Annotated in this window: 26 protein-coding genes; 20 read left to right on the plus strand and 6 right to left on the minus strand. The window is 66.5% G+C overall.

Annotated features, from left to right (window positions below):
* The first annotated feature begins 279 nt into the window (after positions 1-279).
* From AC1DJN_RS07870 to AC1DJN_RS07880, 3 genes are all read left to right on the plus strand, one after another.
* On the plus strand, positions 280-816 hold the full coding sequence (locus tag AC1DJN_RS07870) for a hypothetical protein (protein WP_032952144.1): 537 nt from the start codon (positions 280-282) through the stop codon (positions 814-816).
* 57 nt (positions 817-873) lie between these two features.
* Positions 874-1,890 carry an XVIPCD domain-containing protein gene (locus AC1DJN_RS07875; RefSeq protein WP_442251187.1) on the plus strand — a complete coding sequence of 339 codons (1,017 nt, stop codon included), beginning with the start codon at positions 874-876 and terminating at the stop codon, positions 1,888-1,890.
* Positions 1,891-2,544: 654 nt separating this feature from the next.
* A complete protein-coding gene (locus AC1DJN_RS07880) occupies positions 2,545-3,399 on the plus strand; it encodes a hypothetical protein (RefSeq protein ID WP_235189943.1) in 855 nt (284 codons plus the stop codon).
* Positions 3,400-3,460: 61 nt separating this feature from the next.
* Here AC1DJN_RS07880 and AC1DJN_RS07885 read toward each other — a convergent pair whose 3' ends face one another.
* Both AC1DJN_RS07885 and AC1DJN_RS07890 read right to left on the minus strand, forming a co-directional pair.
* Complete coding sequence (locus AC1DJN_RS07885; protein WP_032976202.1) at positions 3,461-4,780, minus strand: XVIPCD domain-containing protein; 1,320 nt, start codon at positions 4,778-4,780, stop codon at positions 3,461-3,463.
* Positions 4,777-5,430, minus strand: a complete 654-nt coding sequence (locus AC1DJN_RS07890; RefSeq protein WP_478039055.1) for a hypothetical protein — start codon at positions 5,428-5,430, stop codon at positions 4,777-4,779. The genes AC1DJN_RS07885 and AC1DJN_RS07890 overlap by 4 nt, the downstream gene beginning before the upstream one ends.
* A gap of 335 nt (positions 5,431-5,765) precedes the next feature.
* On the opposite strand from AC1DJN_RS07890, the gene AC1DJN_RS07895 reads away from it, so the two are divergent.
* Positions 5,766-6,269: a GNAT family N-acetyltransferase gene (locus tag AC1DJN_RS07895; protein WP_032976200.1), complete on the plus strand. Its 504-nt coding sequence runs from the start codon at positions 5,766-5,768 to the stop codon at positions 6,267-6,269.
* A gap of 30 nt (positions 6,270-6,299) precedes the next feature.
* On the opposite strand, the gene AC1DJN_RS07900 is transcribed toward AC1DJN_RS07895, so the two are convergent.
* Complete coding sequence (locus AC1DJN_RS07900) at positions 6,300-6,737, minus strand: acetyltransferase (RefSeq protein ID WP_032976321.1); 438 nt, start codon at positions 6,735-6,737, stop codon at positions 6,300-6,302.
* Positions 6,738-6,895: 158 nt separating this feature from the next.
* Here AC1DJN_RS07900 and tadA point away from each other — a divergent pair, with 158 nt between their 5' ends.
* From tadA to AC1DJN_RS07920, 4 genes are all read left to right on the plus strand, one after another.
* Positions 6,896-7,420, plus strand: coding sequence for a tRNA adenosine(34) deaminase TadA (gene tadA, locus AC1DJN_RS07905; RefSeq protein ID WP_032976199.1), 525 nt, complete (start codon positions 6,896-6,898; stop codon positions 7,418-7,420).
* 75 nt (positions 7,421-7,495) lie between these two features.
* Positions 7,496-8,068: an oligoribonuclease gene (orn, locus tag AC1DJN_RS07910; RefSeq protein ID WP_025879267.1), complete on the plus strand. Its 573-nt coding sequence runs from the start codon at positions 7,496-7,498 to the stop codon at positions 8,066-8,068.
* A 114-nt stretch (positions 8,069-8,182) separates the two neighbouring features.
* Positions 8,183-9,055, plus strand: a complete 873-nt coding sequence (locus AC1DJN_RS07915) for an EcsC family protein (protein ID WP_442251190.1) — start codon at positions 8,183-8,185, stop codon at positions 9,053-9,055.
* A gap of 167 nt (positions 9,056-9,222) precedes the next feature.
* On the plus strand, positions 9,223-10,338 hold the full coding sequence (locus AC1DJN_RS07920; RefSeq protein WP_032976196.1) for an alkene reductase: 1,116 nt from the start codon (positions 9,223-9,225) through the stop codon (positions 10,336-10,338).
* Positions 10,339-10,413: 75 nt separating this feature from the next.
* On the opposite strand, the gene AC1DJN_RS07925 is transcribed toward AC1DJN_RS07920, so the two are convergent.
* Positions 10,414-11,307, minus strand: a complete 894-nt coding sequence (locus tag AC1DJN_RS07925) for a mechanosensitive ion channel family protein (RefSeq protein ID WP_025879264.1) — start codon at positions 11,305-11,307, stop codon at positions 10,414-10,416.
* Positions 11,308-11,457: 150 nt separating this feature from the next.
* The gene (ppsA, locus tag AC1DJN_RS07930) at positions 11,458-13,836 is read right to left on the minus strand and encodes a phosphoenolpyruvate synthase (RefSeq protein ID WP_180830985.1); all 2,379 of its coding nucleotides are present in this window, start codon (positions 13,834-13,836) and stop codon (positions 11,458-11,460) included.
* 145 nt (positions 13,837-13,981) lie between these two features.
* Between ppsA and ppsR the strand changes: the two genes are divergently transcribed.
* From ppsR to AC1DJN_RS07945, 3 genes are all read left to right on the plus strand, one after another.
* Positions 13,982-14,803, plus strand: coding sequence for a posphoenolpyruvate synthetase regulatory kinase/phosphorylase PpsR (ppsR, locus tag AC1DJN_RS07935; RefSeq protein WP_025879262.1), 822 nt, complete (start codon positions 13,982-13,984; stop codon positions 14,801-14,803).
* Positions 14,804-14,930: 127 nt separating this feature from the next.
* A complete protein-coding gene (locus AC1DJN_RS07940; RefSeq protein WP_025879261.1) occupies positions 14,931-15,443 on the plus strand; it encodes a DUF1249 domain-containing protein in 513 nt (170 codons plus the stop codon).
* Between the two features lie 40 nt (positions 15,444-15,483).
* Positions 15,484-15,972, plus strand: a complete 489-nt coding sequence (locus AC1DJN_RS07945) for an NUDIX hydrolase (protein ID WP_478039056.1) — start codon at positions 15,484-15,486, stop codon at positions 15,970-15,972.
* A gap of 95 nt (positions 15,973-16,067) precedes the next feature.
* Here AC1DJN_RS07945 and AC1DJN_RS07950 read toward each other — a convergent pair whose 3' ends face one another.
* On the minus strand, positions 16,068-16,718 hold the full coding sequence (locus tag AC1DJN_RS07950) for a class I SAM-dependent methyltransferase (protein ID WP_282280515.1): 651 nt from the start codon (positions 16,716-16,718) through the stop codon (positions 16,068-16,070).
* A gap of 345 nt (positions 16,719-17,063) precedes the next feature.
* On the opposite strand from AC1DJN_RS07950, the gene AC1DJN_RS07955 reads away from it, so the two are divergent.
* From AC1DJN_RS07955 to AC1DJN_RS07995, 9 genes are all read left to right on the plus strand, one after another.
* Positions 17,064-17,678 carry a CDP-alcohol phosphatidyltransferase family protein gene (locus tag AC1DJN_RS07955; RefSeq protein WP_025879258.1) on the plus strand — a complete coding sequence of 205 codons (615 nt, stop codon included), beginning with the start codon at positions 17,064-17,066 and terminating at the stop codon, positions 17,676-17,678.
* A 22-nt stretch (positions 17,679-17,700) separates the two neighbouring features.
* A complete protein-coding gene (gene phaE, locus AC1DJN_RS07960; protein WP_478039057.1) occupies positions 17,701-18,774 on the plus strand; it encodes a class III poly(R)-hydroxyalkanoic acid synthase subunit PhaE in 1,074 nt (357 codons plus the stop codon).
* A 3-nt stretch (positions 18,775-18,777) separates the two neighbouring features.
* Complete coding sequence (locus AC1DJN_RS07965; protein WP_032976186.1) at positions 18,778-19,845, plus strand: class III poly(R)-hydroxyalkanoic acid synthase subunit PhaC; 1,068 nt, start codon at positions 18,778-18,780, stop codon at positions 19,843-19,845.
* Positions 19,842-20,210 carry a YfeK family protein gene (locus AC1DJN_RS07970; RefSeq protein ID WP_032976185.1) on the plus strand — a complete coding sequence of 123 codons (369 nt, stop codon included), beginning with the start codon at positions 19,842-19,844 and terminating at the stop codon, positions 20,208-20,210. Before AC1DJN_RS07965 ends, AC1DJN_RS07970 begins: the two co-directional genes overlap by 4 nt.
* A gap of 50 nt (positions 20,211-20,260) precedes the next feature.
* A complete protein-coding gene (locus AC1DJN_RS07975) occupies positions 20,261-20,464 on the plus strand; it encodes a PspC domain-containing protein (protein WP_025879254.1) in 204 nt (67 codons plus the stop codon).
* Positions 20,461-20,913 carry a hypothetical protein gene (locus tag AC1DJN_RS07980; RefSeq protein WP_025879253.1) on the plus strand — a complete coding sequence of 151 codons (453 nt, stop codon included), beginning with the start codon at positions 20,461-20,463 and terminating at the stop codon, positions 20,911-20,913. Before AC1DJN_RS07975 ends, AC1DJN_RS07980 begins: the two co-directional genes overlap by 4 nt.
* Before the next feature lie 718 nt (positions 20,914-21,631).
* Positions 21,632-21,847, plus strand: a complete 216-nt coding sequence (locus AC1DJN_RS07985) for a hypothetical protein (RefSeq protein ID WP_025879252.1) — start codon at positions 21,632-21,634, stop codon at positions 21,845-21,847.
* A gap of 207 nt (positions 21,848-22,054) precedes the next feature.
* Positions 22,055-24,448, plus strand: coding sequence for a Tex family protein (locus AC1DJN_RS07990; protein WP_478039058.1), 2,394 nt, complete (start codon positions 22,055-22,057; stop codon positions 24,446-24,448).
* Positions 24,449-24,647: 199 nt separating this feature from the next.
* The coding region (locus AC1DJN_RS07995; protein WP_478039059.1) for a PAS domain-containing protein at positions 24,648-26,437 on the plus strand (1,790 nt) is incomplete at its 3' end.

Raw genomic sequence — 26,437 nt, forward strand, 5'->3', positions numbered from 1 at the left:
GCTTTTCGCTTCTCCCGACCTTCGACGCGGCAAAGCTCCTCGCGGTAAGCTCCCCGCGCGTCATAAAAATGACGCGCCAGTGCCACCGAACGCAGGAGCTTTTCCGTCCAATGAGGACTCTGTCCGCCCGTCCGACGGGTGACGCTTGCCACTATCGCGGCCACGCCGTGCGCGGGGCTATGATCCGCATCTGCGCAGGCGCGGGCGAGCCGGGACACCGCGTTCCGACCGGCCAGGGAGGCGGGCATCGGCAAGACGACATTGAAGGAGTGGGAGGGGATGGACGACAGGTTTGGCGCACACATGGACGATGCCTTGGCATTCGTTCCGTCCGGTGCGAACCTGCTGGAAGCCGTCAGGGGCGAGCTCAACGGCGATGGCATCGAGTACCAGCTGCTGGTCATCGACCAGCCGACGCCGGAAGGGCTGGTGCCCGGCCAGCACGGACCAAACCGGGTGCTGCTGTTGCTGCGCGGTGACGGGCGCGGGCGCTGGCAGCTGGCCGCGCGCAACGACAAGCTGGTGCCATGTTCCACCCGCGGTGGCCTGGCTGGCGACCCTTTTGCGTATGCAATGGTTGAGGAAGACACCTTCAGCGTGATCACCAACGGCGGCAGCCGCGAGCGCTGGAGCAGCACGTACCGGTTCCGTTACGCATCGGCGGACAAGGCGTGCTGGGTGGATGGGGTGAGACGCAAGGTCGTGGATATCGAGACCGAGGCGACCAACATCCGGGATTTCTCGGTGGCGGAACTGGGCAGGGTGCGGTTCGAGGACTTCGATCCGTCCAGTGTCGCCGAGGTGTCGCTTCCATGAGCCAAGCTCCAACCGGCGGAAAGGAATCCGCGCTGATGAACATCCAGGAGTTGCACTGTGTCGACCGATAGAGAGTCGCAACTGCTGCGGCAGGCGACGAAAGCCGGCATCGACTCCCCCCTTGAACTGGCCAATTTCATGGCCCAGGCAGGGCACGAGTCGCGCGGCCTGAGCCGGCTCAACGAGAGTTTCAACTATACCCGGGGCATCTCGCAGATCCCGGTCGAAGCGGCGTGGCGCAATGGCACCGAGGCGCTGGAGTCCGCGCGCCAGGAAGCCCTGCGAGGGCGTCCGGATGATCTGGCTGAGCTGATGTATGGCGGCCGGATGGGCAATGACGCGCCCGGAGATGCGCTCAAGTACCACGGGCGCGGTTATCTGCCGCTGACCGGCAAGGAAAGCTACGAGCGCGCCGGCAGTGCGCTGGATCTGGATCTGGTCAACCAGCCCGAGTTGGCATCGGAGCCGGAACACGCAGGTCGCATCGCGGTGTGGCAATGGCAGAACCGTGTGCCGGAACACGCGCGCGAGGACGTGCGCGAGGCTACGTATGCCATCAACGGTGCCGTCAACGGGGTGGAGGACCGGCTCAAGCGTTTCGAGGCGTGGCAGCAGAAGCTGACCCCGGACGTGATGGACCGGCTTGCCCGCGGCGAAGTGGGCGAACCTGCACAGTTGCCTGAGCGCGCGCGCGATATGTCCGATCCGGCCCATGCCGGCAACCGGTTGTTTACCGAGGCGCGGGGTCATCTGCAGCAGATGGGGCCGCAGAGTGGCCTGCGCAGCCAGCAGGAACTGGACAATACGGCCGCGGCCTTGGCGTTGAGCGCACAGAAGGCAGGGATGAGCCGTATCGATCACGTGGTGGCCGGTACCGACGGCAGGGCGCTGTTTGCGGTGCAGGGCGTCATGGGGGACCCGGCGATGCAGCGCTCGATGGTGCAGCGTGAGGCCGCTGCCCAGCTGCCGCTCGAGCAGAGCAGCCAGCAGTTGGCGGCCGAAGCCTCTTCCCGCCAGGAACAGACCGCTTCGGTCATCCGCGAGCAGGATCAGAATCGCCCGCGATCGCTGTAATCTGGGCACCGCCCGGCAGGTCGGAGACCGGCGGGCCCATCGCACGACACCGAGCACCCTCGGGTGCCTACATGGATCTCTTTGTAAGGACACAACATGCGAAACACTTTCCTGCGTTCCCAAGCGGCCCAGCGTGGCCGCGCTCCGGCACTGTGGCTGCTGCCGCTGGGACTGGCTGCCGCCATGGCCCACGCACAGCAGGCACCCGACGCCCCGGCGGCTCCCGCCGTCGAGGAGGCGGTGCCAGCACCGGTAGTGGCCGCGGCGGACGCGCAGACGCCCGCTAACGCCGCAACTGATGCCGTAGCTGCACTGGCTCCCGTCGCCGCGGCTGAGCCGGTGCCTGCCCTGGTAGCTGCACCTGTGCCGTCCATGCCCCCGGCGCCCGAACCCGCACCGCAGCCGCAACCGGCGACGGGCGTCGCTCCGGAAGCCGTCTCTGCCGAACCCGCGAGTGCACCGGCACCTGCGGCAGCAACGATGGCACCGCCGACCGACGTTGCCTCCACCAATGCTGCGCCTGTCGCAACGGCTCCTGTCGCAGCTCCTCCACCGGCTCCCGCGCAGGTGTCGGCCCCGGCACCCGCGGTCGCACAGGCGCCCGACACCGCGCCAGCCTCTGCGCCGGCCCCCGTCGCACCGCCGATCATCCCGTTGGCACCGATCATCCCGTTGGCACCAGACCAGGCCGCGGAGCGCCAGCTCGGTGCGCGCTGCCCGGTCGATCTGGCCGGTCGCCTGGCACCGCAGGGCGATCTGATGATCGGCGCCTGCCAGGGCGCGTTGCCGCCGCACCTGGCGGCGCTGCTGGTGGCCTTGCCTGAGCAGGACATCCACCTGCCGCGCAGCTGGCGCGAGCGTGAAGTGCGCCAGAAGGCGTGGTTCAAGGCCGTGGCCGGCGTGGGCCAGCGCCCGGACTTCATCGCCCGCCTGGGAGACATCTGGGTGCGTTCGTTTGAAGGCGCGGATGCGTCGACGACCACCTACCTGGTCTCGGCGCCGTTCGACTGTGCCGATGGCGCACTGCCAAACGAGAACACCGCAGAGCCCGTCCGACTCGCAGCCGGCAGTTGCGGGCAGGCCTACGTCCGCCAGCGCGTGTACCAGGTGGGCAGCGATGGCGTCCCGCAGGACATCACTGCAATGGCAATGCCGGCGGCACCGTCGATCGCCGAGGCCGATCGTGCCCGCCACCGCACCCGCGAAGGCAGGATCAGCCTGGACCACAGCAAGTTGCAGTACGGGCCGGCCATGCGCTGGTTCGTGCAGTACCCGGAATCACCGCAGAAGACCGGTCCGCACAGCTTCAGTGACTGGAACCGCGAACACCTGGCCTTCGTGGTCTGGAACGGCACCCGCTTCGAGCTGCGCGACACCGTAACGCGCGCGCAGTGGCCGTGTGATCCGGTGGCGCCGGGCGACAAGGCCTGCGGCGGCTTCCCGGACTCGGGCCCGGATGCGTACGTGCTGGCAGGGCCGGCGGCAAACCCGGCGGTTTCCAGCCCCTGATCGACCTCGGAAATGACGGGAGCCGGCAGTGCCGGCTCCCGTTTTCATTCCAGCAAGCGTCTCAGGCGTGCAGGCTGCGCTGGGTCGCCTGGGTCTGTTCCAGCTGCTGCTCGCGTGCCAGGGCTTGGCCGGCAGCCTGCTGCTCGATGCGCTGGCTGCTCTGCTCCAGCGGCGTGTTCATCGCGCGGGTGGTGTCGACGGACACGCGCAGATGGCCGGGGTCGCCGCCCTCACCCTGCAGGGCGAAGCTGCGTGACGCGTCGGCACTCATCAGTACCTCGTCGATCCGCTGTCCGCCGGCGGCATGCATTTCCGCAGCCAGCGAGCCTGCCAGTTGCGCGCTCATGCCATCGGGTGTGCGGCCGACGCGGGCGTCCTGTGCGTGCACGCCGCGCAGGGCATCATTGAACAAGGGGTTGCCGACGTGGCCGGCGTCGTCGATGCGCAGCATGCCGATCGGGCGGCCCTGCCTTTCGGCTTCACGGCGCGCGGGTTCGCCCGGTTCCAGGGGGCCACGCAGATGGTCGAAGAGATCCTTGACGCCGCCCGGCAGGCCGCGCGTACCGGTGGTGACGCCACTGCGCAGCAGCTCCATCTTGTCCCGGTACTCGTCGATCATCTTGACGTTGTCGCGTGCCAAGGCCTGCGTCTCCGGCCTGCCCAGCACCGAGTCTTCGCCGAGGAAATTGACCAGCTTGTGCGAACCGAGGGAGTTGGCGGCCGCGCCCAGTGCACTGTCGGGAATCAGGATGCGCAGACGGCTGTTGCTGAAGCCCCAGTCGCCCAGCGTGTCGATCTCCTGGGGCGTGGCGTATACGCGCACCTGGCCGAAGTGCGGCGAAGCGGCGCTGACCGGGTCGGCTGCCATGACGTGGTTGACAACGCTGGTGCCGCCTTCGGGAATGCGGTAGCCAAGACTGGCCGCGCCATAAGCGTTGAAGGTCTCGCCCTTCAGGTTGTAGTGGTGTGCGCTGATCTGGGCCAGCGCGCCGCCGAGCGAATGCCCGGTGACGGTGACCTCAGGTGCCTGGCCGAGGTCGCGTCCTTCCTTTGCAGCGTACGCGAGGGCGCGCTGGGTCAGTGCCAGCGCATCGGCGGCCTGCACGTTGTAGCGGGCGACCACCATGCCGCCATCGGCGAGGAGGCCATCGCGGGCGATCTGCTCGGTGCCGCGATGTGACACCACGATCTCCTGCGTGTCCACGCGCTGGTAGATCGTGCCTTGATAGCCATTGAAGCGGTTGCTGACGTGCTCGAGCACCTTGTAGTCATGCCCGTTGAGGGAGACATGCTCTTCCTGTCCGGGGGCGCGGCGACCGACTTTCAGGTCGCGATAGGCATCGTTGGACAGCGCGGCGTAGTCCTGGCTGCCGAGGGTCACGGCTGCACCTCATCGGCCGTCAAGGTGGCAGAGAACAGCGTGTCCTGCAGTTCCGGGCGGAACCGGCTGGYGTCCTTCTGGCCGGTAGCGCCATAGTCGGGCAGGTCCGCCACGCGTGGGTAGTCGCCCTGCGGATAATGGCGCGTCTCAGCCTGGCCTTTGACGAACGGATCGGCCTCGATGAAGGACAGGAAGCGCGTCTCGCCATCGGCGCCGGTCGCCTTCAACATCGCGCCGGCGCCACTGAAGGCCCAATGGCAGACGCCGCGGCCGTAGTAGTCCTCGTCGAGCATGCGGTCCAGGTAGACGGTGCCGCGGTACTCGTTGTCGGTGACCCTGCGCAGCGTCACCGGCTCCTGGCTGGTGATGCGGGCGGGAGCGCCGGTGGCGGGCTCGATGTACCCGCACTGCGCTTCGTTGCTGACATCGTACTGGGCAACGCCTTCGACCACGGCAAAGCTGCCCGGCGGGTTGTGCAGGCGCAGTACCAGTTCATAGGCTTTGCGCGGTGAGGGGTTGAGCTTGGCCAGGCCACGTCCTCCCTGGGCGACGTCGGACTCGGCGGAAGCAAGTTCCTGGTTCATGGCGGTCTCCGGGCTGCAGGCAATCAGTAGAAGCAAGGCAAGACACGGGGGGGATGTGCGGCGCACCGTCAGCCTCCGGTCGGAGGAGTGAGCGCGTTCGCGACGGGGCACGCTGCGGGCGACGAAAGTGCGCGCCGCGCTGGCGAGGAAAGACGGGCAATCACGGCATGTCTCCTTTCCTTGGTGACCACGATCCCGGACCCGGGAAGGCTAGATTGCGCGATTCTCGCGGCGGAAAAGTGAAATAGTCGAAATTTTGACGCTATCAAACTGGATTGGATGCAGCGAACTGTGATTCGTATCCGGATTTCACAGGTGGGGTACGGGCATCAGGCGCGGGCCGTTGCTTCCTCGATGCGGCATGATCAAGGTGCTTACTCCGTTCCGACGACGTGCCGACGATGCTCTCCATCCGCCCTGAACTGCCCGCAGACGCTGCTGGAATCCACTTCCTGACCGAGGCGGCCTTCCGTAACGCGCTGCACAGCAGCCACACCGAACACCACATCGTCGACGCATTGCGTGAGCGTGGCGAGCTGAGCATCTCGCTGGTGGCAGAGGATGCGGGCCAACTGGTGGGTCATGTCGCGCTGTCCCCGGTCAGCGTGCAGGACGACAGCCAGGGCTGGTTCGGGCTCGGGCCGATTTCGGTGCTGCCGCAGCAGCAGGGGCGCGGCGTGGGCACGGCATTGATGCGGGCCGCGATCGAGGCTCTGCGCAAGAGGGGCGCGCGCGGCTGCGTGCTGTTGGGCGAGCCGGCCTACTACGGGCGCTTCGGCTTCCGTGCCGTGCCGGATCTGGTACTACCCGGCGTGCCGGCGGCGTATTTCCAGGCCCTGTGCCTGCAGCCACCGATGGCACAGGGGGAGGTGCGTTACTCGCCGGCGTTCGACGTGGTTGCCTGACCGGGGAACGGCCGGCGTTCCAACCGCCGATCAGCCTGGATGGCGCAGGTGGATGAGGGGATACGGACGACCCTGCGAATCCACCGGCGAGCGTCCGGTTTCGATGAAACCCATGCGCCGATAGAAGCCCACGGCCTGCGCATTCTGCGCATTGACGTCGGTGGTCAGTTGCGGCTGCAGTGCCAGCGCATGCTGCAGCAGCTGGCGGCCGATACCGGTTCCGCGCACGTCGGGATCGATGAACAACGCTTCCATGTGCGAGCCGTCGATCAGCATGAAACCCTGCGGCTGGTCCTGGTCGCCGACGGCCACGACCATCGGGGCCTGTGGCAGGAAGCCGGCAACTTCAGCATCGATAGCCCGACGGTCTTCGGTACTGAGGAAATCATGGGTGGCGTCGACGGCGCGGCGCCAGAGATCGACGAGAGCGTCGCCATCGGTGGCGCGGGAGGGGCGCAGGGTGGTCATGGGCATGTCCAAGGTGCTTCGCAAGTGCACCCAAGTATAGCGGCCGGAATTGGAGGGGAAATGCCGTTTGGAGGCGGCCTGCGAGGCGCGGTCGACGTGGTCGCAGAGGCCTGCGCTACACTGCGGTCGCGCCGTACTGTTCGAATTCGAGAACCACCATGACCGACACCCTGGGCGTGCCCGTGCACGACGCCGACGAACACTGGATGCGCCACGCATTGGCATTGGCCGAACGTGCGCAACGCGAGTTTGACGAGATCCCGGTCGGTGCGGTGCTGGTGGGTGCCGACGGTCAGCTGCTGGGCGAGGGCTGGAACCTCAACATTGCCTCGCACGATCCCAGCGCGCATGCCGAGATCGTGGCCATGCGCGAGGGCGGGCGGATGCTGGCCAATCACCGCCTGATCGGCAGCACCCTGTATGTCACCCTGGAGCCGTGCGCGATGTGTGCGATGGCTATCGTGCACGCACGCGTGGCGCGCCTGGTCTACGGTGCCAGCGACCCCAAGACCGGCGCCTGCGGCAGCGTGTTCGATCTGGTCGCTGATGCCCGCCACAATCACCGGGTGGAGGTCCATGCCGGCGTGCTGGCCAAGGAAGCGGGCAACCGGCTGACCAACTACTTCAGGGCCAAGCGTGGCAAGCCGCCGCTGCTGCTGGAGGACCACGCTGGCGAGGGCTGAGTGGCGAAAGGGTATGATGGCCGCCACTTTCCATTACCGGCCGGCCTCGTGCCTGCCCAGCAACGAGGCGACACGATGGCAGAGAACGGCGCGGCCAACGAGCGGCTGATCTGGATCGACCTGGAAATGACCGGGTTGGATACCGACAACGATTCGATCATCGAGATCGCCACCGTGGTCACCGATGCCCAGCTCAACGTGCTGGCCGAGGGCCCGGAGTTCGCCATCCATCATCCGCTGGAAACGCTGGAAGCGATGGACGAGTGGAACCGCAACCAGCATCGTCGTTCGGGCCTGTGGCAGCGCGTCATCGACAGCACCACCACGCTTGGCCAGGCCGAAGCGCAGACCGTGGCCTTCCTGGCGCAGTGGATTCCGGCCGGCGTGTCACCGATGTCGGGCAACTCCATCTGCCAGGACCGCCGCTTCCTGCACCGGCAGATGCCGCGGCTGGAAAAGTACTTCCACTACCGCAACCTGGACGTGTCCACGGTGAAGGAACTGGCCAAGCGCTGGGCGCCAAGCGTGGCTGCGGGCGTGGGCAAGAACAGCAACCACACCGCACTGAGCGATGTGCACGATTCGATCAACGAGCTGCGCCACTACCGCCAGTTCATGGGCGCGCTGTCGGGGCTGCCGAGCCCGTGAGGGTTGGTGCCGGCCGCTGRCCGGCAATGGCCTGATCCCAGCCGGCGGCGCAGGGTTGTCGTCCAGCGGCCGGCACCACCCTGCGTTCAACTCCCTGGCGCTAAGATCGGCCGCATGAACGAGCCCATCCTGCTGCCCCGCGATATCGCCCACGACGCTGGTGACTGGTCTGACCTGCAGCGGTCGGTAGCACTGTTGGAAGCACCCACGATCACCGCGCGCATGGCCAACCTGGTCGGAACGCCGCTGGAGTTCGCGGTGAAGGCGCTTCCCACCTCGGTGTCCAACCGCATCCACGGTGCGGTGCAGGCGGCGCTGTCCAAATCCGTGCAGGCCGCGCTGTGGAGCATGGACAACACCCCTGGCAAGGGCGCCTCGACACGTTGGCACAAGCTGGCGGCGGCGACGTCCGGTGCGGTGGGTGGGGCGTTCGGTTTCGCTGCGCTGTTCATCGAGCTGCCGGTATCGACCACGATCATGATGCGCGCGGTAGCCGACGTCGCCCGCAGCGAAGGCTTCGATCTATCGCAGTTCAGCACCCGCCAGGCCTGCCTGGAGGTGTTCGCACTGGGTGGCAATTCGCCGCGCGACGATGCCAGCGAGACCGGCTACTACCTCGCCCGTGGTTTCACCACCGATGTCATGCGCCACCTCTCGGCCGAACTGGCCGGGCGCGTGGTGACCGGGCGCGACCTGACCCTGGGCGTGGCGCCGAAGGAAGCCGGCAAGCTGCTGGCCAAGCTGGTGGAAAAGGTCGCCGCCCGTTTCGGCGTGGTGGTCACCGAGAAGTTTGCCGCGCAGGCGGTACCAATCGTCGGTGCGGCGGCCGGCGCGACGCTCAACACCATGTTCACCGACTACTACCAGGACTTGGCCCGCGGCCATTTCATCGTGCGCCGGCTGGAGCTGAAGTACGGCGAAGAGGTCGTGCGCGCCTGCTACGACCGCATCGCACACGGCGGGGCGTTGATCGAGCCGACGTTGTAACGATGGGGTCGGAGCCCTTTCCTGCGGAAAGGGATCCGACCCCGACCGCCGCAGGGAAGGGCTGTGACCCTTGCCTGCCAGGCACAACTGTTTTGCGCGGACGCGCCTGTTGCGCGCGCAGCGCCATCCCCATCCTTGCCGGCAATCCCCCGCAAGAGAGTGCCGCCATGTTGTTCACCCCCCACCGCCTGGGCGCGCTGACGCTGCCCAACCGTATCGTGATGCCACCGATGACCCGCTCGCGTGCGGCGGCCGGCAATGTCGCCACCGCGCAGATGGCCGAGTACTACGCCCAGCGCGCTGGTGCCGGGCTGATCGTCAGCGAAGGCACCCAGATCAGCCCGCAGGGCCAGGGCTATGCCTGGACCCCGGGCATCCACAGCGACGAACAGGTGCAGGGCTGGCGCAGGGTCACCGATGCCGTGCACGCGGCGGGTGGGCGCATCTACGCCCAGCTCTGGCATGTCGGCCGTGTCTCCCATGTGGCCCTGCAACCGGACGGCGCGGCGCCGGTCTCTTCCTCGGCACTGCAGGCCGAAGGGGTGAAGGTCTTCGTCGACCCGACCGGCGCCGGTCCGGAATCCGGCGTGGGCGAAATGATCCAGCACTCGATGCCGCGCGCGCTGGGCGAGGACGAGATTCCGGGCATCGTGGCCGACTATGCGCAGGCCACCCGCAATGCACTGGCTGCCGGATTCGATGGCGTCGAGCTGCACGGCGCGAACGGCTACCTGATCAACCAGTTCATCGACTCGCAGGCCAACCAGCGTACCGACGGCTATGGCGGCGCGCTGCGCAATCGCCTGCGCTTCCTGCGCGAGGTGGTGCAGGCGGTGGTCGATGTCGCTGGCGGCGAGCGAGTCGGCGTGCGTCTGGCACCGCTGACCACGCTGCAGGGGGCGGTGGATGACACGCCGCAGGCGACCTATCTGGCTGCCGCGCATCTGCTGGGCGAGCTGGGTGTGGGATACCTGCACATCGCCGAGGCCGACTGGGAGGATGCCCCGTTGATGCCGGTCGCGTTCAAGCAGGCGCTGCGGATGATCTATCCGGGCACGTTGATCTACGCCGGCAAGTACACCGCCGAGCGTGCCGCGCAGGCGCTTGCGGAGGGATGGGCCGACCTGATCGGCTTCGGTCGGCCGTTCATCGCCAATCCCGATCTGCCCGAGCGCCTGCGCAGCGGCGCGGTGTTGAATTCGCCCGATCGCGCGACGTACTTCGGTGGTGGCGCGGCGGGATTCACCGACTATCCGGTGCTGGAAGAGGCAGTCGAGGCCTGAAGCAGCGTCCGCCGGGCATGGCCCGGCGCTACCGATGACGGCGGATGGGTGCCGACCGGTGGTCGGCACTGCCGATCAGGGCTTGTCGCGCACCAGTGCGTCTGCCTCGACCACGCCGCCATCCTTGCCATGCAGGTACAGGTGCATGTCCTGCTGCGGATACGGGATGTTGATGCCGGCCTTGTCGTAGCCCAGCTTGATCTGTTCGAGCAGGGTGACCTTGGTGCCGAAGTGATCGGCCGACTTCACGTAGCAGCGGATGCCCAGGTTGATCGCGTGCGCACCCAGCTCGTACACCACCACGTCCGGTGCCGGCGTCTGCAGCACGCGCGGGTCGGCCTTCATCAGGGCCAGTGCGGTATCACGCGCCAACTGGATGTTGTCTTCGTAACCGATGCCCACCACCAGCTCGACGCGGCGGGTGGGCTCTGCGGTGAGGTTGATGATCGGTGCGGCGGTGATCAGCGTGTTCGGAATGGTGGTGTGCTGGTTGTCCGCGCCGGTGATCACGGTCTGGAAAATGCGTACCTCGCGAACCGTGCCGGTCTGCCCGGCGATGGTCACCACGTCGCCTACGCGGAACGGACGCAGGGTCACCAGCATCACGCCGGAGGCGATGTTGGACAGCGAATCCTTCAGCGCCAGGCCAACGGCGAGGCCGGCGGTACCGAGCACGGCCAGCAGCGGAGTGATCTGCACGCCCAGCGTGCCGATGGCCAGGATAACCACGATCACCAGCGAGGCCGCGTAGACCACGTTGCGCAGGAAGCTGCCCAGCATCGGGTCCACGCCCATGCGCGAGGTGGCGCGCGGCATGGCATTGGACAGCCGTCGTGCCAGCCACATGCCGACCAGCAGCACCACGATCGCGGCCAGCAACGGCACGCCGTAGGTCTCCAGCAGGCGTTCCCAGTCGAGTGAGCGGAACCAGGAGGTCGTGGCGGGGGAGGGTGGGGCAGCGGCGATCATGCGGACTCCTTTGCAACGGGAACAGGTGCGACGGAAACATGGCGTACGCGGACGCCAGAAACAGCAAGCCCCGCAGAGGCGGGGCTTGCGTGCAGCTTCAGTATGGGCAGGCGTCGATGAAAGCGACGTCAGCCATCACACGTCAACAGGTCAACCTTTGGCCTTCAACTTGGCCAAGCGCAACCAGGTATCGACCACGGTGTCCGGATTCAACGACACCGACTCGATGCCTTCCTGCATCAGCCATTCGGCCAGATCCGGATGATCGGACGGGCCCTGGCCGCAGATGCCGACGTACTTGCCCTTGGCACGTGCCGACTTGATCGCCATCGACAGCAACTTCTTCACCGCCGGGTTCCGCTCATCGAACAGGTGCGCCACGATCGACGAATCGCGGTCCAGGCCGAGGGTCAGCTGGGTCAGGTCGTTGGAACCGATCGAGAAGCCGTCGAAGATCTCCAGGAACTCATCGGCGAGCAGTGCGTTGGACGGCACTTCGCACATCATGATGATCTTCAGGCCGTTCTCGCCCTGCTTCAGGCCGTTCTGGGCCAGCACCTCGACGACCTTGCGGCCTTCTTCCAGGGTGCGCACGAACGGGATCATGACCCACAGGTTGTCCAGGCCCATCTCGTTGCGCACGCGCAGCACGGCCTTGCACTCCAGCGCGAAGGCGGCCGAGAAGCTCGGATCGACGTAACGGCTGGCGCCGCGGAAGCCGATCATCGGATTCTCTTCGTGCGGCTCGTAGTTGCTGCCGCCGATCAGGTTGGCGTAYTCGTTGGACTTGAAGTCCGACAGTCGCACGATCACCGGGTTTGGCGCGACCGAGGCGGTCAGGGTGGCGATGCCTTCGGCCAGACGGTCCACGTAGAAGCCGACCGGGTCGGAATAACCGGCGATCTTCTCGTCGATCTTCTTCTTCGTCGCCGCATCCTGGCGGTCGTATTCCAGCAGCGCGTTGGGGTGGATGCCGATGTGGCTGGCGATGATCATTTCCAGACGCGCCAGGCCGATGCCCGCGTTCGGCAGCTGGCCGAAGTCGAAGGCACGTTCCGGGTTGGCCACGTTCATCATGATCTTCAACGGTGCCGGCGGCATGTTGCCCAGATCGGTGGTGGTGCGCTCGAAGCCGAGCTTGCCTTCGTAGATGAAGCCGGTATCGCCTTCAGCGCAGCTGACGGTGACCAGCTGGCCATCCTCGATGACCTTGGTGGCGTTGCCCGAACCGACCACGGCCGGCACGCCAAGCTCGCGCGCGATGATCGCCGCGTGGCAGGTACGGCCGCCGCGGTTGGTGACGATCGCCGAGGCACGCTTCATCACCGGCTCCCAATCGGGATCGGTCATGTCGGCGATCAGCACGTCGCCCGGCTGCACGCGGTTCATGTCTTCCAGCGTCTTCACCACGCGCGCCACGCCGGCACCGATCTTGGCGCCCACGGCGCGGCCTTCGGCCAGAACGTTGCCGCCCTTCTCGGTCAGCGCGAAACGCTCGATCTGGGTGGCATGGCTGCGCGACTTCACGGTCTCCGGGCGCGCCTGCACGATGAACAGCTTGCCGCTGACACCGTCCTTGGCCCACTCGATGTCCATCGGGCGGCCGTAGTGCTTTTCGATGGTCAGCGCCTGGCGCGACAGTTCGGCCACGTCTTCATCGTTGATCGAGAAGGTGGTGCGCAGTTCGGCCGGGGTGTCCTCGATCCTGACGCGCTCGCCGGGGACATCCGAGTACACCATGCGGATCGCCTTGCTGCCGAGCGAGCGGCGCAGGATCGCCGGCTTGCCGGCCTGCAGGGTGGGCTTGTAGACGTAGAACTCGTCGGGGTTGACCGCGCCCTGCACGACCATTTCGCCCAGGCCGAACGAGGAGGTGACGAACACCACGTCGCGGAAGCCGGACTCGGTGTCCAGGGTGAACAGCACGCCGGACGCGCCCACGCCCGAACGCACCATCAGCTGCACGCCTGCGGACAGGAACACGTCCTCGTGCTTGAAGCCGTGGTGCACGCGGTAAGCGATGGCACGGTCGTTGTACAGCGAGGCGAACACTTCCTTGACCTTGTGCACGACATCGTCGGCACCGGTGACGTTGAGGAAGGTTTCCTGCTGGCCGGCGAAGGAGGCATCGGGCAGATCTTCGGCGGTGGCCGAGGAGCGCACGGCCACGGCCACGTCGCCGCCGCCGTTGTCGGCGCTCAGCTTGGCGTAGGCGGTGCGGATGTCCTGGTCCAGCTGCGGCTGCAGCGGTGCATCGATCACCCAGCCGCGGATTTCCTTGCCGGCTGCGGTCAGTGCGTTGACGTCCTCGACGTCCAGCGTGGCCAGCTTGTCGAAGATGCGCTTGGACAGGTCGTTGTGCGCGATGAAGTCCTTGAAGGCTTCAGACGTGGTCGCATAACCTCCAGGAACGGAGACGCCCAGACCGGCAAGGTTGCCGATCATCTCGCCCAGCGAGGAATTCTTGCCGCCTACGCGGGCCAGGTCGGCCAGACGCAGTTCGTGCAACCACAGGATGTTCTCGTTCAAGCGCGATGCTCCGTTTGGCCATCGCCCGAGGCGGGCTTTGATGGCCGCGTCCGTAGGAAGAAGCCGATATGATGCCGGGCAGACCACCGTCGGCACAAGCTTGTGTTGGCGGCCCTTTTAGGCTTCGTAGGGGGTAAATGCGCGCATGTCGACCATCCGTCCGGTGTTCTACGTTTCCGATGGAACCGGTATCACCGCTGAAACCATTGGGCATAGCCTGTTGACCCAGTTCTCCGGGTTCAGCTTCATTACCGACCGGATGTCATTTGTCGATGACCCCGAAAAAGCCCGCGAAGCCTGTGCCCGGATCCAGGCGGCGGGGGAGCGCTACCAGGTCCGGCCGATCGTGGTGAACTCCTGCGTGGACCAGAGCCTGAGCCTGATCCTGGCCGAAAGCGGGGCGCTGATGCTGGATGTGTTCGCCCCGTTCATCGAGCCGCTGGAGCGCGAACTGTCCAGCTCGCGCCTGAACCGGGTCGGCCAGGCCCACGGCATGGTCGACTTCGACACCTACCACCGGCGCATCAACGCGATGAACTTCGCGCTGACCCACGACGATGGCATCGCGGTGAACTACGACGACGCCGACGTGATCCTGGTGGCGGTGTCGCGGGCGGGCAAGACGCCTACCTGCATCTACCTGGCCCTGCATTACGGAGTGCGCGCGGCCAACTACCCGTTGACCGACGAGGATCTGGAGAGCGACCGCCTGCCGCCCCGCCTGCGCAACTACCGGCGCAAGCTGTTCGGCCTGACCATCGACCCCGACCGCCTGCAGCAGATCCGCCAGGAGCGCCGGCCCAATTCGCGCTACGCCAACCTGGACACCTGCAAGCGCGAGGTGGCTGCGGCGGAGGTCATGTTCCAGATGGAACGCATCCCGACCCTCAGCACCACCCATACCTCGATCGAGGAGATCTCCAGCAAGGTGCTCGGCACGCTGGGGCTGCAGCGCGAGCTGTATTGACGGGGGCGCCACGACCAACGGTCGTGGTCTACCTGCGCGGTGGGTATCGACCGTTGGTCGATACAGGGCCCCTTTGGCCGGGGCCGATCAGTCCCCACGTTGAAGGGCCAACGTGTAGGATCAACCCATGGCCCGAGCATTGCCCCGTACCGAGCGCATTCCCCGCCTGAGCCGGCTGAGCTGGCTCATGGGGCTGTACGCAGAGAACTACCGTCACCTGGTGCGCCTGTTCGCGCCGGCCGAGCTGGTGGCGGGAAGCTATGTCTCTTCGGTGGGCGATGGCCTGGACGTGCGCCTGGACGTGATCGAGTGCCACCGCTACACGGTCGAGCTGCGCCTGACCTATGACCTGGCCGACCCGGTGACCGGTGAACCGGACCCATCGGCCTTCGTCCGCCTGTACCGGGACGCGCGCCAGGCCGAGACCACCCACTGCTACGTCGGCCGCCGCTGGCAGGACACGATGGGCCTGTACCCACCGCCGGCCGAGCTGATCAGCCATCGCATGCGGATGAACACCTTCCTCGGCAAATGGCTGGAATACCTGGCCGAACGCGGCCATGGCGTGGCCACCCTGCGCCGTGATCCAGACGGCAACACCGTGGGTGCCGGCGACCGCCGCCTGTCGCTGGTGCGTTGATCGGCCATAATCCACGGCTGACCCGCCGCCGGACCCGCACATGCCGTATACCCCGATCGTCGCCACCCTGGGCTATGTGCTCTCGCCCGATCGCCGCCAGGTGCTGATGATCCACCGCAATACCCGGCCGGGCGACCACCACCTGGGCAAGTACAACGGCCTGGGCGGCAAGGTCGAGCCGACCGAGGACATCGCCGCCGGCATGCGCCGCGAAATCGCCGAGGAAGCCGGTATCGACTGCACGGCCATGCGCCTGCGCGGCACCATCAGCTGGCCGGGTTTCGGCAAGCACGGTGAAGACTGGTTCGGTTTCGTGTTCGTCATCGACAGCTTTGAGGGTGCCCCGCACGGCGGCAATCACGAGGGCACCCTGGAGTGGGTGGACGTGGACAAGCTCGACCAGTTGCCGATGTGGGAGGGTGACCGCAACTTCCTGCCGCTGGTGTTCGATGCCGATCCGCGCCCGTTCCACGGARTGATGCCATACCGGGATGGACGCATGCAGAGCTGGTCCTTCAGCCGGCTTTGAGGCATTCCGGAGGCCGCTGCGCTCGCCGGACATGGTCCGGCGCTACCATCCGGCGCAGCCTCGGTAGCGCCGGGCCATGCCCGGCGGGGAGAGCTTCAGCGCCGGCGCGCCAGCAGCAGGTGGAAGTGCTTTTCCCGCTGCTGGCTGTCATTGCCGGCCGTGCATTCGCGATGCGAGCGCCATGCCGTGACGGTGAAGCCGGACACCCGCAGCGCCAGCTCCACTGCGTCCAGCTCATGCAGCTCAAAGTCGGCGGCAAAGGGCAGGCTGCGCATGAATCCGGCATCGCCGAAGGCCAGGCATAGCCGGCCGCTGCGATGCAGCACCCGTGCCAGTTCATCCAGTACCGGGGCCAGGTCCGGCCAGAAGTACAGGGTGTTGACCGCCAGCGCAGCATCGACGCTGGCATCAGCCAGGGGCAGGGCATGGGCATCACCCTCGCGCAGCGCGGCACGGCCAGCCAGGCCGCTGGCGGCAAGGTGCTGGTTGCCGGCGTCGACCATGGCACTGGACAGCTCGACACCCACGTAGCGACTGCCACTGGCCTGCAGCAGCAGCGGCGCAAAGGCGGCGTTGCCAGGACCGATTTCCAGCACCTGCTCTCCGGCAGCGACGGCCAGCAGTGCGATCGCCGCCTGGTTGAGGGCGCCGTTGCTGCGGTTCATCGATTCGCCCACGGCCAGCGCGGCCTCGCCATGGGGCTGCCGCAACTGCGCGACCAGGGTGCGTGCATCCAGCATCAACATCGTCCGTCGGTAAGGAGTCGGACGTGGCGGCGGCGGGTCCGCCGCAGACCATAGCGCTGGCGGATCGGCTTGGGAAGTAGGGAAACCCCGGCTTGTGGTGATGAGGAAATGTCCAACGTCGCAGTCGGTGAGAACCAGTTGTCCACAGGGGGTGTGGATTACGCGTGGGCAACTTTGTGGATAAGCGCTGACAGGCGCCACCCCCCTAGGCTGTCAAGATGGGTGGCGAAAAATTCACCGCTGGTGAGGATCGGTGAGTGACGGGTGAAGGACAGGGGCAGCCCACGCTGTTGCCGGTGGCGGCGCTCGCGGTACCCTGTGGGCCTTGATGCCCCGTGAGACTTCATGAAACGTCACTTCTCGATGCTGCGCGAGTTCCATCTGGCGGACTGGTTCACCCTCGCCAACGCTTTCTGCGGCACCGGCGCGGTGTTTGCCGCAATGCGTTTCCTGCAGGATGGCGAGCGCGGCTACCTGCTGTTCGGCATGGCGCTGATCCCGCTGGCTTTCATTTTCGACGCATTGGACGGCCGCATCGCGCGCTGGCGCAAATCCAGTTCGACCCTGGGCCGCGAGCTCGACTCGCTGTCGGACGTCATTTCCTTCGGGGTCGCGCCCGCAGCGCTGGCCTATGCCTGTGGCATGCAGGGGGGCTGGGACTGGCTGGTGCTGAGCTACTTCGTCTGCTGCGGCGTCAGCCGCTTGGCTCGCTACAACGTAACCGCCGAGGCGATGAGCGGTGACGAAGGCAAGGTGAAGTACTTCGARGGAACGCCGATTCCCACCAGCCTGGCGCTGGTGATCGTGCTGGCGATCGCCGCCGGCACCGATGCCATCGGCCACGACCTGTGGCTGGGCCAGTGGCAGATTGGCCCTTGGCAGCTGCATCCGTTGGTGCTGCTGTTCGCGTTGTCCGGGTCGCTGATGATCAGCAAGACCCTGCGCATTCCCAAGCCATGACCCAGCCCTGCGGAGGAGCGCGATGACCAGCTCGGCCAACGACGCCGGCAGCAGCGATTTCGAGAATCTGGCCCGCCAGTACTTCGGCGCCTGGGGTGATGCCTTGCGCCATGCAGCCGTGCCGGGAACCCCGGCTGGCGACGACCCGGGCAGCTGGAAGCGCCTGTTCGACTGGTGGGGCCAACTGCTGCCCGGGAYCGGTGCTGCCGCGCCCGAAGAGGCAGTGCGGCGGTTCCGCGATCAAGCTGGCAGCTGGTACGGCACCATGCAGGAAGTCGCTGCACGCTTTGCGGGCCGCGATGCCAGCAGTGCCGAGGTTGCCCAGGCCTGGCGTGAAGCGGTGAAGGGGCAGGGCGACGGCATGCTGCAGTGGATGCTGCAGGGGGCCCGCGGCAGCACCCGTGTGGACGCTGCTCCGCCCGAGTTCACGGCGTGGTTCCAGCAGTTGCAGACGCTGGCTGGCCCTTGGCTGCAGAGCCCGGCGTTCGGGCCCGGCCGCGAGCACCAGGCGCGGTGGCAGGCCCTGCTGCGCGCGCAGGAGGAGTACCAGCAGCATTCGCAGGCCTATGTCGAGCAGATCAAGCAGGCACTGGAAGAGGCGTTCGACCTGTTCGAACAGCGCTTGGCCGAACACGAGCAGCCCGGCAGCCAGCTGACCAGCGCCCGGGCGATGTTCGATCTGTGGATTGAAGTGGCCGAGGAGGCCTACGCCAAGGTCGCCATGTCCGAGCCGTTCCAGCAGGTGTATGCCTCGCTGGGTAACGCACAGATGCGCCTGCGCGCAGGCCTGCAGCGCGAGGTTGAACAGATGAGTGAACGTATCGGCCTGCCCACCCGCAGCGAGATGGATGCCGCCCACCGTCGCATTGCCGAGCTCGAGCGCAGCCTGCGCCGGGTGCAGGCACAGGTGGCGGCGCTTGCCGGTACCGATGCCGTCGATCCGGTTGCCCAGCCAGCGCCTGCCAGGGTCAAGCCCGTCGCGCGCAAGCCTGCAGCGAAGAAGGCTGCAGCGAAGAAGCCTGCTGCGAAGAAAGCTGCTGCGAAGAAAGCGCCAGCGAAGAAGGCCACCACCCGCGCGACCACGCGGAAGTCGTAAGCCATGAAAGGACCGCTGGGCTTCAATGCCGATGACCTGATGCAGGAGACCCTGGCCATGCAGCGCAAGCTGATGGAGGGGTTGAAGCTGCTGCCGCAGGTGGAGGACGTCGACTATGGCGCCACCGCCCGCGAGGAAGTCTGGCGCGATGGCAAAGTGGTGCTGTATCGCTTCGTCGGCGAGAACGCTCCGGTGCGGCGCACACCGCTGCTGATCGTGTACGCACTGGTCAACCGCCCGTACATGGTGGACCTGCAGGCCGATCGGTCGCTGGTGCAGAAGCTGCTGGCATTGGGCCAGGACGTCTATGTGCTGGACTGGGGTTATCCGGACCGTTCCGAACGCTACCAGACGCTTGAGGACTATCTGCTGCGCTACATCGATGGCGCGGTGGATGCGCTGCGCGCACGCATTGGAGGCCCCGTCGACATGCTGGGAATCTGCCAGGGCGGCGTGTTCGCCCTGTGCTACGCCGCACTGCGGCGGCAGAAGCTGGGCAACCTGATCACCATGGTCACCCCGGTCGACTTCCAGACCGCCGACAACATGCTGTCGCACTGGGCCCAGCAGGTGGATGTGGATCTGCTGGTGGATACGCTGGGCAACATCCCGGCCGATCTGATGAATGCCAGCTACTTGATGCTCAAGCCATTCCGCCTGAACGTGCAGAAGTACGTGGGCCTGCTCGACATCCTCGATGACAAGGCCGCGCTGGAGGATTTCCTGCGCATGGAAAAGTGGATCTTCGACTCGCCGGACCTCGCGGGTGAAGCCTTCCGCGAGTTCATCAAGCAGTTCTACCAGGGCAACGGCCTAGTCAATGGCACCGTGCGCATCGGCGAAGAGGCGGTGGATCTGTCGCAGGTGACCCTGCCGGTGCTGAACATCTACGCCGAACAGGATCATCTGGTGCCACCGGATGCATCGCGCGCGATGCGTGGCCGGTTGGGCACACAGGACTACACCGAATCCAGTTTCCGCGGTGGGCATATCGGCATCTACGTCTCCGGCCGCGCACAGCGCGAAGTGCCGGCGACCATCGACAACTGGCTGAAGGAACGCACGCCATGAAACATTCCCCTCTGTTTGCGCTTGCCCTGGCCCTTGCGCCCGGCGTCGCCAGCGCTGCGCCGAGCGCCGATGCGCGCCGCGAGATCGCGCAGTTGATCGGAAGCCTGGATGGCTCCCAGTGCCAGTTCCAGCGCAATGGCAGCTGGTACGGTCCCGCCGATGCGCGTTCCCACCTGCAGCGCAAGTACGACTACCTGCTGAAGAAAGACATGGTCGACACCGCCGAGCAGTTCATCGAGCGTGCCGCGAGTCAGAGCAGCATGAGTGGCAAGGCGTATCGGATCCGCTGCCCCGGCCAGCCCGAACAGACCTCCGCGGCGTGGTTCGGCGCCCGCCTGCAGGCCTTGCGCCAACGCACGCCGTAGACATTGCAGGCGCTACAGTGGCAACAGCCAGTCAGCCGGGAGACCTCGCCATGAACGCTGTGCCGCGCACCCTGTCGCGCTCGCTGAACGACCGCATGATTGCCGGGGTGATGGGCGGCATCGCCCATCGTTTCGGCTGGAACCCGACCCTGGTACGGGTGCTGTACGTGGTGGTCTCGCTGGCGTCGGCCGCCTTCCCCGGCATCCTGGTCTACCTGCTGCTGTGGCTGCTGATCCCCAACGAGGCGGATTGAACACCGCGTCCCGGCCCTGGCCGATCTGGCTGCGCGCGCTGCAGGTGCTGGGCGCGCTGTGGACCGTGCCCAATACCCTGATCGGCCTGCTTGGCGGTCTGGCCGGGTTGCTGGGTGGTGCGAAGATGCGCTGGAGCGGTCGTGATTGCGCGGTGGTTTTCGATCACTGGCCCTGGGGCCCGGGCGGAGCGATCACCCTGGGCAACGTGATCCTGCACACCGGCCACGATCTGGGCATGTGCTGTCGTACCTACGCGCATCAGGCGGGGTGGGGCGTGGAGCCGTTGATCCGGCTGGATGACCATGAGCGTGCGCACGTGTACCAGTATCTGGTGCTGGGGCCGCTGTACCTGCCGGTGTATCTGCTGTGTGGTGGTGTCAGTGCGCGCAATCCGTTCGAGCGTGCGGCCGATCATTACGCGCGGTTCGGGCACGGCTGGTGGCCGTAGATTCCAGCCAACGGCGCAGCCCCTCGTGGGTGGGTCGCGAAATGCGATTCATGTGATTGGGCCGGGCGGGGTGGGTTGCGCAGGGGCCGCTGCAAGTACGTCCCTGTAAGCTCGGTCGCCGCATCCATGCGGCTCACGCCCCTGCGCAACCCACCTGCCCGGCCCGTGACAGTTTCCGCGCGCGTCCAGCCACGGAGAAGAAAAAGAACAGCAACAGCGGGTCGCGCGCTGCGCTTGCTCGTATAGAGCCGAGCATGGGCTCGGCTCTACAGGAAACGGCCGGCCGGGCCGTTTTTGCTTTTGATCTTCTTTTTCTTTTCCGTGGGTGGCAGACCGCAGAAATCTGTCAGAGGGCGGTCGGGTTGGGTTCGCGGGGGTGTCCGCGGCATGGATGCSGCKGCCAAGCCTCCAGGGACGGATTCACGGCGTCCCCCGCGAACCCAACCCGGCCGACCCACCTGCGGCTTTTGCATTCCGCGACCAACCACACCCACCCACGAGGGGCTGCGCCGTTGGCTGAAACCCGCGGATTCGTTAGCCGGAAGTTAAAGATCCGTAAGCGTTCTGCTGCTATCCCGCAGTCATCTGCATGCAACGGATCGTCATTAGTCTTCGTGACGTTCCAGTCAGCTTGGCCGCGGTAAGCTCTATCCCGATGAGCCAACAAGTACCGCTCATCGTGTGCAGTACGCAGTAGCAATTTGGAGGAAGACATCACATGGCAATCGTTCTTTATGTCGGTGGTAGCAAGGATGGCGAGAAGGGCGTGGTGCCCTACGGCTTCAGCAAATCCCGCGCCGATACCGCGCTGGGGCCGGAGTTCTACACGGAGCGGTTCATGGAACTGCAGGGTGTCGGCAAGGTCCGCCTGATGGCGCTGGAGAGCCTGCGTGACGACATCGTCATGCAGCGTGCCGCCCGCCACTACCGCTGACCTTCGCAGTACGCGGCAGGACGCGCTCCACCATCGCGCGTCCGCGCCGGCATCCCAGCCCCGGGGCCAGTCCGAGCCCCTTTTGCCAGGATGCCGGCGTCCCATCCGGACCCACCGCCTGAACCGCCGCTCTGTCAACGCCTTGTCCCTGCCGCCCGCGCATTGCAAGAATGGGCCTTTCCCGCAATGCGGCCCAGGCCGGAAACAATGCACGACGCCAAGCACGCCCAGCGCCAGCTCGCCCAGCAGATCGCCCAGACCATCGCCGATGAAATCGGTGCCCAGACCGCCCAGGTCAGCGCCGCTGTCGGCCTGCTCGATGAAGGCGCCAGCGTTCCGTTCATCGCCCGCTACCGCAAGGAAGTCACCGGCGGCCTGGACGACACCCAGCTGCGCAACCTGGAAACCCGCCTGACCTACCTGCGCGAACTGGAAGACCGCCGTGCGGCGGTGCTGGCCAGCATCGGTGAGCAGGGCAAGCTCAGCGATGAGCTGCGCAACGAGATCCTCGCCGCCGACACCAAGAGCCGGTTGGAAGATCTGTACCTGCCGTACAAGCCCAAGCGTCGCACCCGCGCGCAGATCGCCCGCGAAGCAGGACTGGAGCCGTTGGCCGACGGCCTGTTGGGCGATCCGACACAGGACCCGCAGGTCTTTGCCGCCACGTTCGTGGATGCCGACAAGGGCGTAGCCGATACCAAGGCCGCGCTGGAAGGTGCCCGCGCGATCCTGATGGAGCGCTGGGGCGAGGACGCCACGCTGGTTGGCGAGCTGCGCAGCTGGTTGAGCGAGCAGGGCGTGATCCGTGCCCGCGTTGCCGAGGGCAAGGAAACCGAGGGCGCCAAGTACCGCGATTATTTCGAGCACGCCGAGTCATTGGCGAAGATTCCCTCGCACCGGTTGTTGGCGTTGTTCCGTGCGCGCCGCGAGGAGATCCTGTTCCTGGAGCTGGACCCAGGCAAGGATGCCGAGGCCGGACATCAGTACGCCGAAGGGCGCGTGGCGCACAACGCCGGTATCCGCGATGCGGGGCGCCCCGCTGATCGCTGGCTGCTGGACGCCTGCCGCCTGACCTGGCGGGCCAAGCTGCACATGCACCTGCTGCTGGACCTGTTCAACCAGGCCCGCGAGAAAGCCGAGGCCGAAGCCATCGCGGTGTTCGGTGACAACCTCAAGGATCTGCTGCTGGCCGCACCGGCCGGCCCGAAAAGCGTGCTGGGCCTGGACCCGGGCATCCGCACCGGCTGCAAGATTGCCGTGGTCGACGCCACAGGCAAGCTGGTCGCCACCGACACCATCTACCCGCACGAGCCCCGCCGGCAGTGGGAGCAGTCGCTGCAGACGATCAAGCAGCTGTGTGCCAAGCACAACGTGCAGCTGATCGCGATCGGCAACGGCACCGCCAGCCGCGAGACCGACAAGCTGGCCGGTGAAGCCATCAAGGCGCTGGGTGACAACGCGCCGCAGAAGATCGTGGTCAGTGAAGCCGGGGCGTCGGTGTATTCGGCGTCGGAAACGGCGGCCAGGGAATTCCCGGACCTGGACGTGTCGATCCGTGGTGCGGTATCGATCGCGCGTCGCCTGCAGGACCCGCTTGCCGAACTGGTGAAGATCGAGCCGAAGGCGATCGGCGTGGGGCAGTACCAGCACGACGTGGATCAGTACCGCCTGGCGCGCGCACTGGATGCGCGCGTGGAGGACTGCGTGAATGCCGTCGGCGTGTACGTCAACACGGCGTCGGCTGCACTGCTGTCGCGCGTCTCGGGCCTGTCGTCGACGGTAGCCGAGAACATCGTGCGCCACCGCGATGACAACGGTCCGTTCAAGCGTCGCAAGGACCTGCTGAAGGTGTCGCGCCTGGGCGAGAAGACGTTCGAGCAATGTGCAGGTTTCCTGCGTATCGCCGATGGCGATGAGCCGTTGGATGCATCGTCGGTGCATCCGGAAGCCTATCCAGTGGTCGAGCGCATCGTCGCCAGCACCGCGCGCCCGATTAAGGCGCTGATCGGCGACGGCAGTTTCCTGCGCGGCTTSAAGGCCGAGCAGTTCACCGACGAGACRTTCGGYSTGCCGACSGTGCGCGACATCCTCAAGGAACTGGAAAAGCCGGGCCGTGATCCGCGCCCGGAATTCAAGGCGGCCCGTTTCGCTGATGGCGTCGAGGACATCAAGGACCTGCGCGAGGGCATGGTGCTGGAAGGCGTGGTCAGCAACGTGGCCGCGTTCGGTGCGTTCGTCGATATCGGCGTGCAYCAGGACGGCCTGATCCACATCTCGGCGCTGTCCGATACCTACGTGAAGGATCCGCGTGACGTGGTCAAGGCCGGCGACATCGTCAAGGTGAAGGTGCTGGAGGTGGACGTGCCGCGCAAGCGCATCGCCCTGACCCGTCGTCTGGACGACACGCCCGGCCAGGCCACCAGCCGCCCGGGCAGCCGTGACGAACGCAGCCAGGGGCAGGCGCCGCGCCGCGACGCTGCCAACCCCGGGCAGGGACGTGGCCAGGGGCGCAACCCGGGCAATGGCGGACGCCCGGCACAGGCCGCGCCGCCAGCCAACAATGCCCTGGCCGAGGCGTTCGCCCGGGCCAAGCGCAGCTGAGTCCGCCGTCCCCCTCCCGGCGCTGCCGGGTGGGGGACTTGTCGATGTTCCCCGGCAATGCGCACACTTGCGCCGGAAGGGGCGCCTGGGCCCCTGCTGTCGCTGGGGAGGCCATGCCGTCAGCACCATCCGCCCTGTTCCGTGACCGCTGTGGCTCGCCACGGCCTGCGGGCAGCTGCGTCGGCAGGGGAGGCGGCTGATGGCCGATCAGGGCAACAGCGGCAACGCACTGCTGGAGCGCCGGCTGCAGGAACTGGCCGAAGAGCGCCGCCGCCTGGCGATGATCATCGAGGGCACCGCGGCCGGCACCTGGGAATGGAACGTCCAGAGCGGGCAGATGCGGGTCAACGAACGGTGGGCCGAGATCGTCGGCTACCGGTTGGACGAACTTGAACCGATCTGCCAGAAGACCTTCATCGCGCTGGTCCATCCGGATGATCTGGCGCTGTCCGATGCGGCCCTGCAGGACCACTTCGATGGCCGCACCGACCACTATGTCTGCCTGTTGCGGATGCGCCACAGGAATGGCGAATGGATCTGGATCCACGATCGCGGACGGGTATTCGAATGGGACGGGCAGGGCAGGCCACTGTGGATGGCCGGCGCCCATGCCGACGTCACCGAACTGCAGCAGGCGCGCCAGGACGCGGCCGAAATGCGGCAGCGCCTGCAGGCGATGGTGGATGCTTCAGACGAAGTCGCGGTGATCGCGACCGACACCGATGGCATCATCACCATTTTCAATACCGGCGCGCAGCGCCTGCTCGGCTACACCGCCGCTGAAGTAGTGGGTACGCGCCGCCTGGATGCCTTCCACGACCCGGTTGAACTGCAGGCGTGGTTGCGACCGCTGGCGACCGCTGATGGACAGGTTCCGGGTGTGTTCGAGGCACTCAGTGCACGTGCCGAGGGCCAGACGTATTCGCGGCAGTGGACACTGCTGCGCAAGGACGGTCAGCGTCGCCAGRTACGCCTGTCAATCAGCCGCATGGATGGCGCCAATGGCGAGCGCATCGGCTATGTCGGCATGGCCATCGACATCACCGAGATCCTGCAGGCGCGCGCCGAGGCTCGTCTTGCGGCGGAAAAGTTCGCCGGAGCGTTCACTTCGGCGGCACTGGGCATGGCGCTGGTATCGCTGGAAGGGCGCTGGCTGGATGTCAACGATGCGCTGTGCCGCATTCTCGGCTACACGCGCGAGGAACTGCTGCAGGTCGATTTCCAGCGGTTGACCCATCCGGCCGATCTGCAGACCGACCTGGCCCTGGTGCAGGACCTGCTGGCGGGGCGACGCACGCACTATCACCTTGAAAAGCGCTACCTGGGCCGTGAGGGCAACACCATCTGGGCACGGCTGTCGGTATCGCTGGTACGCAATGAGCGCGGTGAACCGTTGCATTTCGTGTCGCAGATCCAGGATGTCAGCGCCCAGCGCAGCAGCGAGCAGCGCCTGTTCGAAAGCGAGCAGCGCAGCCGCATCACCCTGGATGCGGTTGCCGACCTGGTACTCAGCGTGGCCCTGGATGGCCACATCGAATATGCCAACGCGGCCGCCGTGCGAATGCTTGCCGGCGATGGAGCGCTGTCGCTGGCCGGGCATCTCGTGCAGGACGTGCTGTCGTTGACCACCGAATACGCGCCGCAATCGCAGCTCGACGTCAGCGTGCTGCTGGATCCGGAAAGCAACGCCGTGGATCTGCATGCCGATCTGCTGCTGCAGTTGGGTACCGCCGTGGTGCCGGTTGACCTGACCCGGGCCTGGCTTCGCGACGACGAGGGCCAGGTGCGTGGTGCGGTGTGGGTCCTGCGCGATGACACCCAGCAGCGTGCACGCGAGCGCGAGGCACGGCACCTGGCGGAGATGGACCCACTGACCGAACTGGGTAATCGCCGCGGCTTCGAAGTGCATCTGCAGCAGGCGATCACCCGGGTCGAGCGGACCGGGCAGGCGGCGTCATTGATGTACATCGATCTGGACCGGTTCAAGCC

It is taken from the genome of Stenotrophomonas sp. 05L414_2, from assembly GCF_056397905.1.

Coding starts and splice junctions, on each gene's coding strand:
- AC1DJN_RS07870 (WP_032952144.1), top strand. CDS start 280: ATGGACGACAGGTTTGGCGCACACATGGACGATGCCTTGGCATTCGTT.
- tadA (WP_032976199.1), top strand. CDS start 6,896: ATGACCGACACCCTGGGCGTGCCCGTGCACGACGCCGACGAACACTGG.
- AC1DJN_RS07965 (WP_032976186.1), top strand. CDS start 18,778: ATGAAAGGACCGCTGGGCTTCAATGCCGATGACCTGATGCAGGAGACC.
- AC1DJN_RS07940 (WP_025879261.1), top strand. CDS start 14,931: ATGGCCCGAGCATTGCCCCGTACCGAGCGCATTCCCCGCCTGAGCCGG.
- AC1DJN_RS07915 (WP_442251190.1), top strand. CDS start 8,183: ATGAACGAGCCCATCCTGCTGCCCCGCGATATCGCCCACGACGCTGGT.
- AC1DJN_RS07900 (WP_032976321.1), bottom strand. CDS start 6,737: ATGACCACCCTGCGCCCCTCCCGCGCCACCGATGGCGACGCTCTCGTC.
- AC1DJN_RS07920 (WP_032976196.1), top strand. CDS start 9,223: ATGTTGTTCACCCCCCACCGCCTGGGCGCGCTGACGCTGCCCAACCGT.
- AC1DJN_RS07975 (WP_025879254.1), top strand. CDS start 20,261: ATGAACGCTGTGCCGCGCACCCTGTCGCGCTCGCTGAACGACCGCATG.
- AC1DJN_RS07985 (WP_025879252.1), top strand. CDS start 21,632: ATGGCAATCGTTCTTTATGTCGGTGGTAGCAAGGATGGCGAGAAGGGC.
- orn (WP_025879267.1), top strand. CDS start 7,496: ATGGCAGAGAACGGCGCGGCCAACGAGCGGCTGATCTGGATCGACCTG.
- AC1DJN_RS07970 (WP_032976185.1), top strand. CDS start 19,842: ATGAAACATTCCCCTCTGTTTGCGCTTGCCCTGGCCCTTGCGCCCGGC.
- AC1DJN_RS07950 (WP_282280515.1), bottom strand. CDS start 16,718: ATGTTGATGCTGGATGCACGCACCCTGGTCGCGCAGTTGCGGCAGCCC.
- AC1DJN_RS07925 (WP_025879264.1), bottom strand. CDS start 11,307: ATGATCGCCGCTGCCCCACCCTCCCCCGCCACGACCTCCTGGTTCCGC.
- ppsR (WP_025879262.1), top strand. CDS start 13,982: ATGTCGACCATCCGTCCGGTGTTCTACGTTTCCGATGGAACCGGTATC.
- AC1DJN_RS07895 (WP_032976200.1), top strand. CDS start 5,766: ATGCTCTCCATCCGCCCTGAACTGCCCGCAGACGCTGCTGGAATCCAC.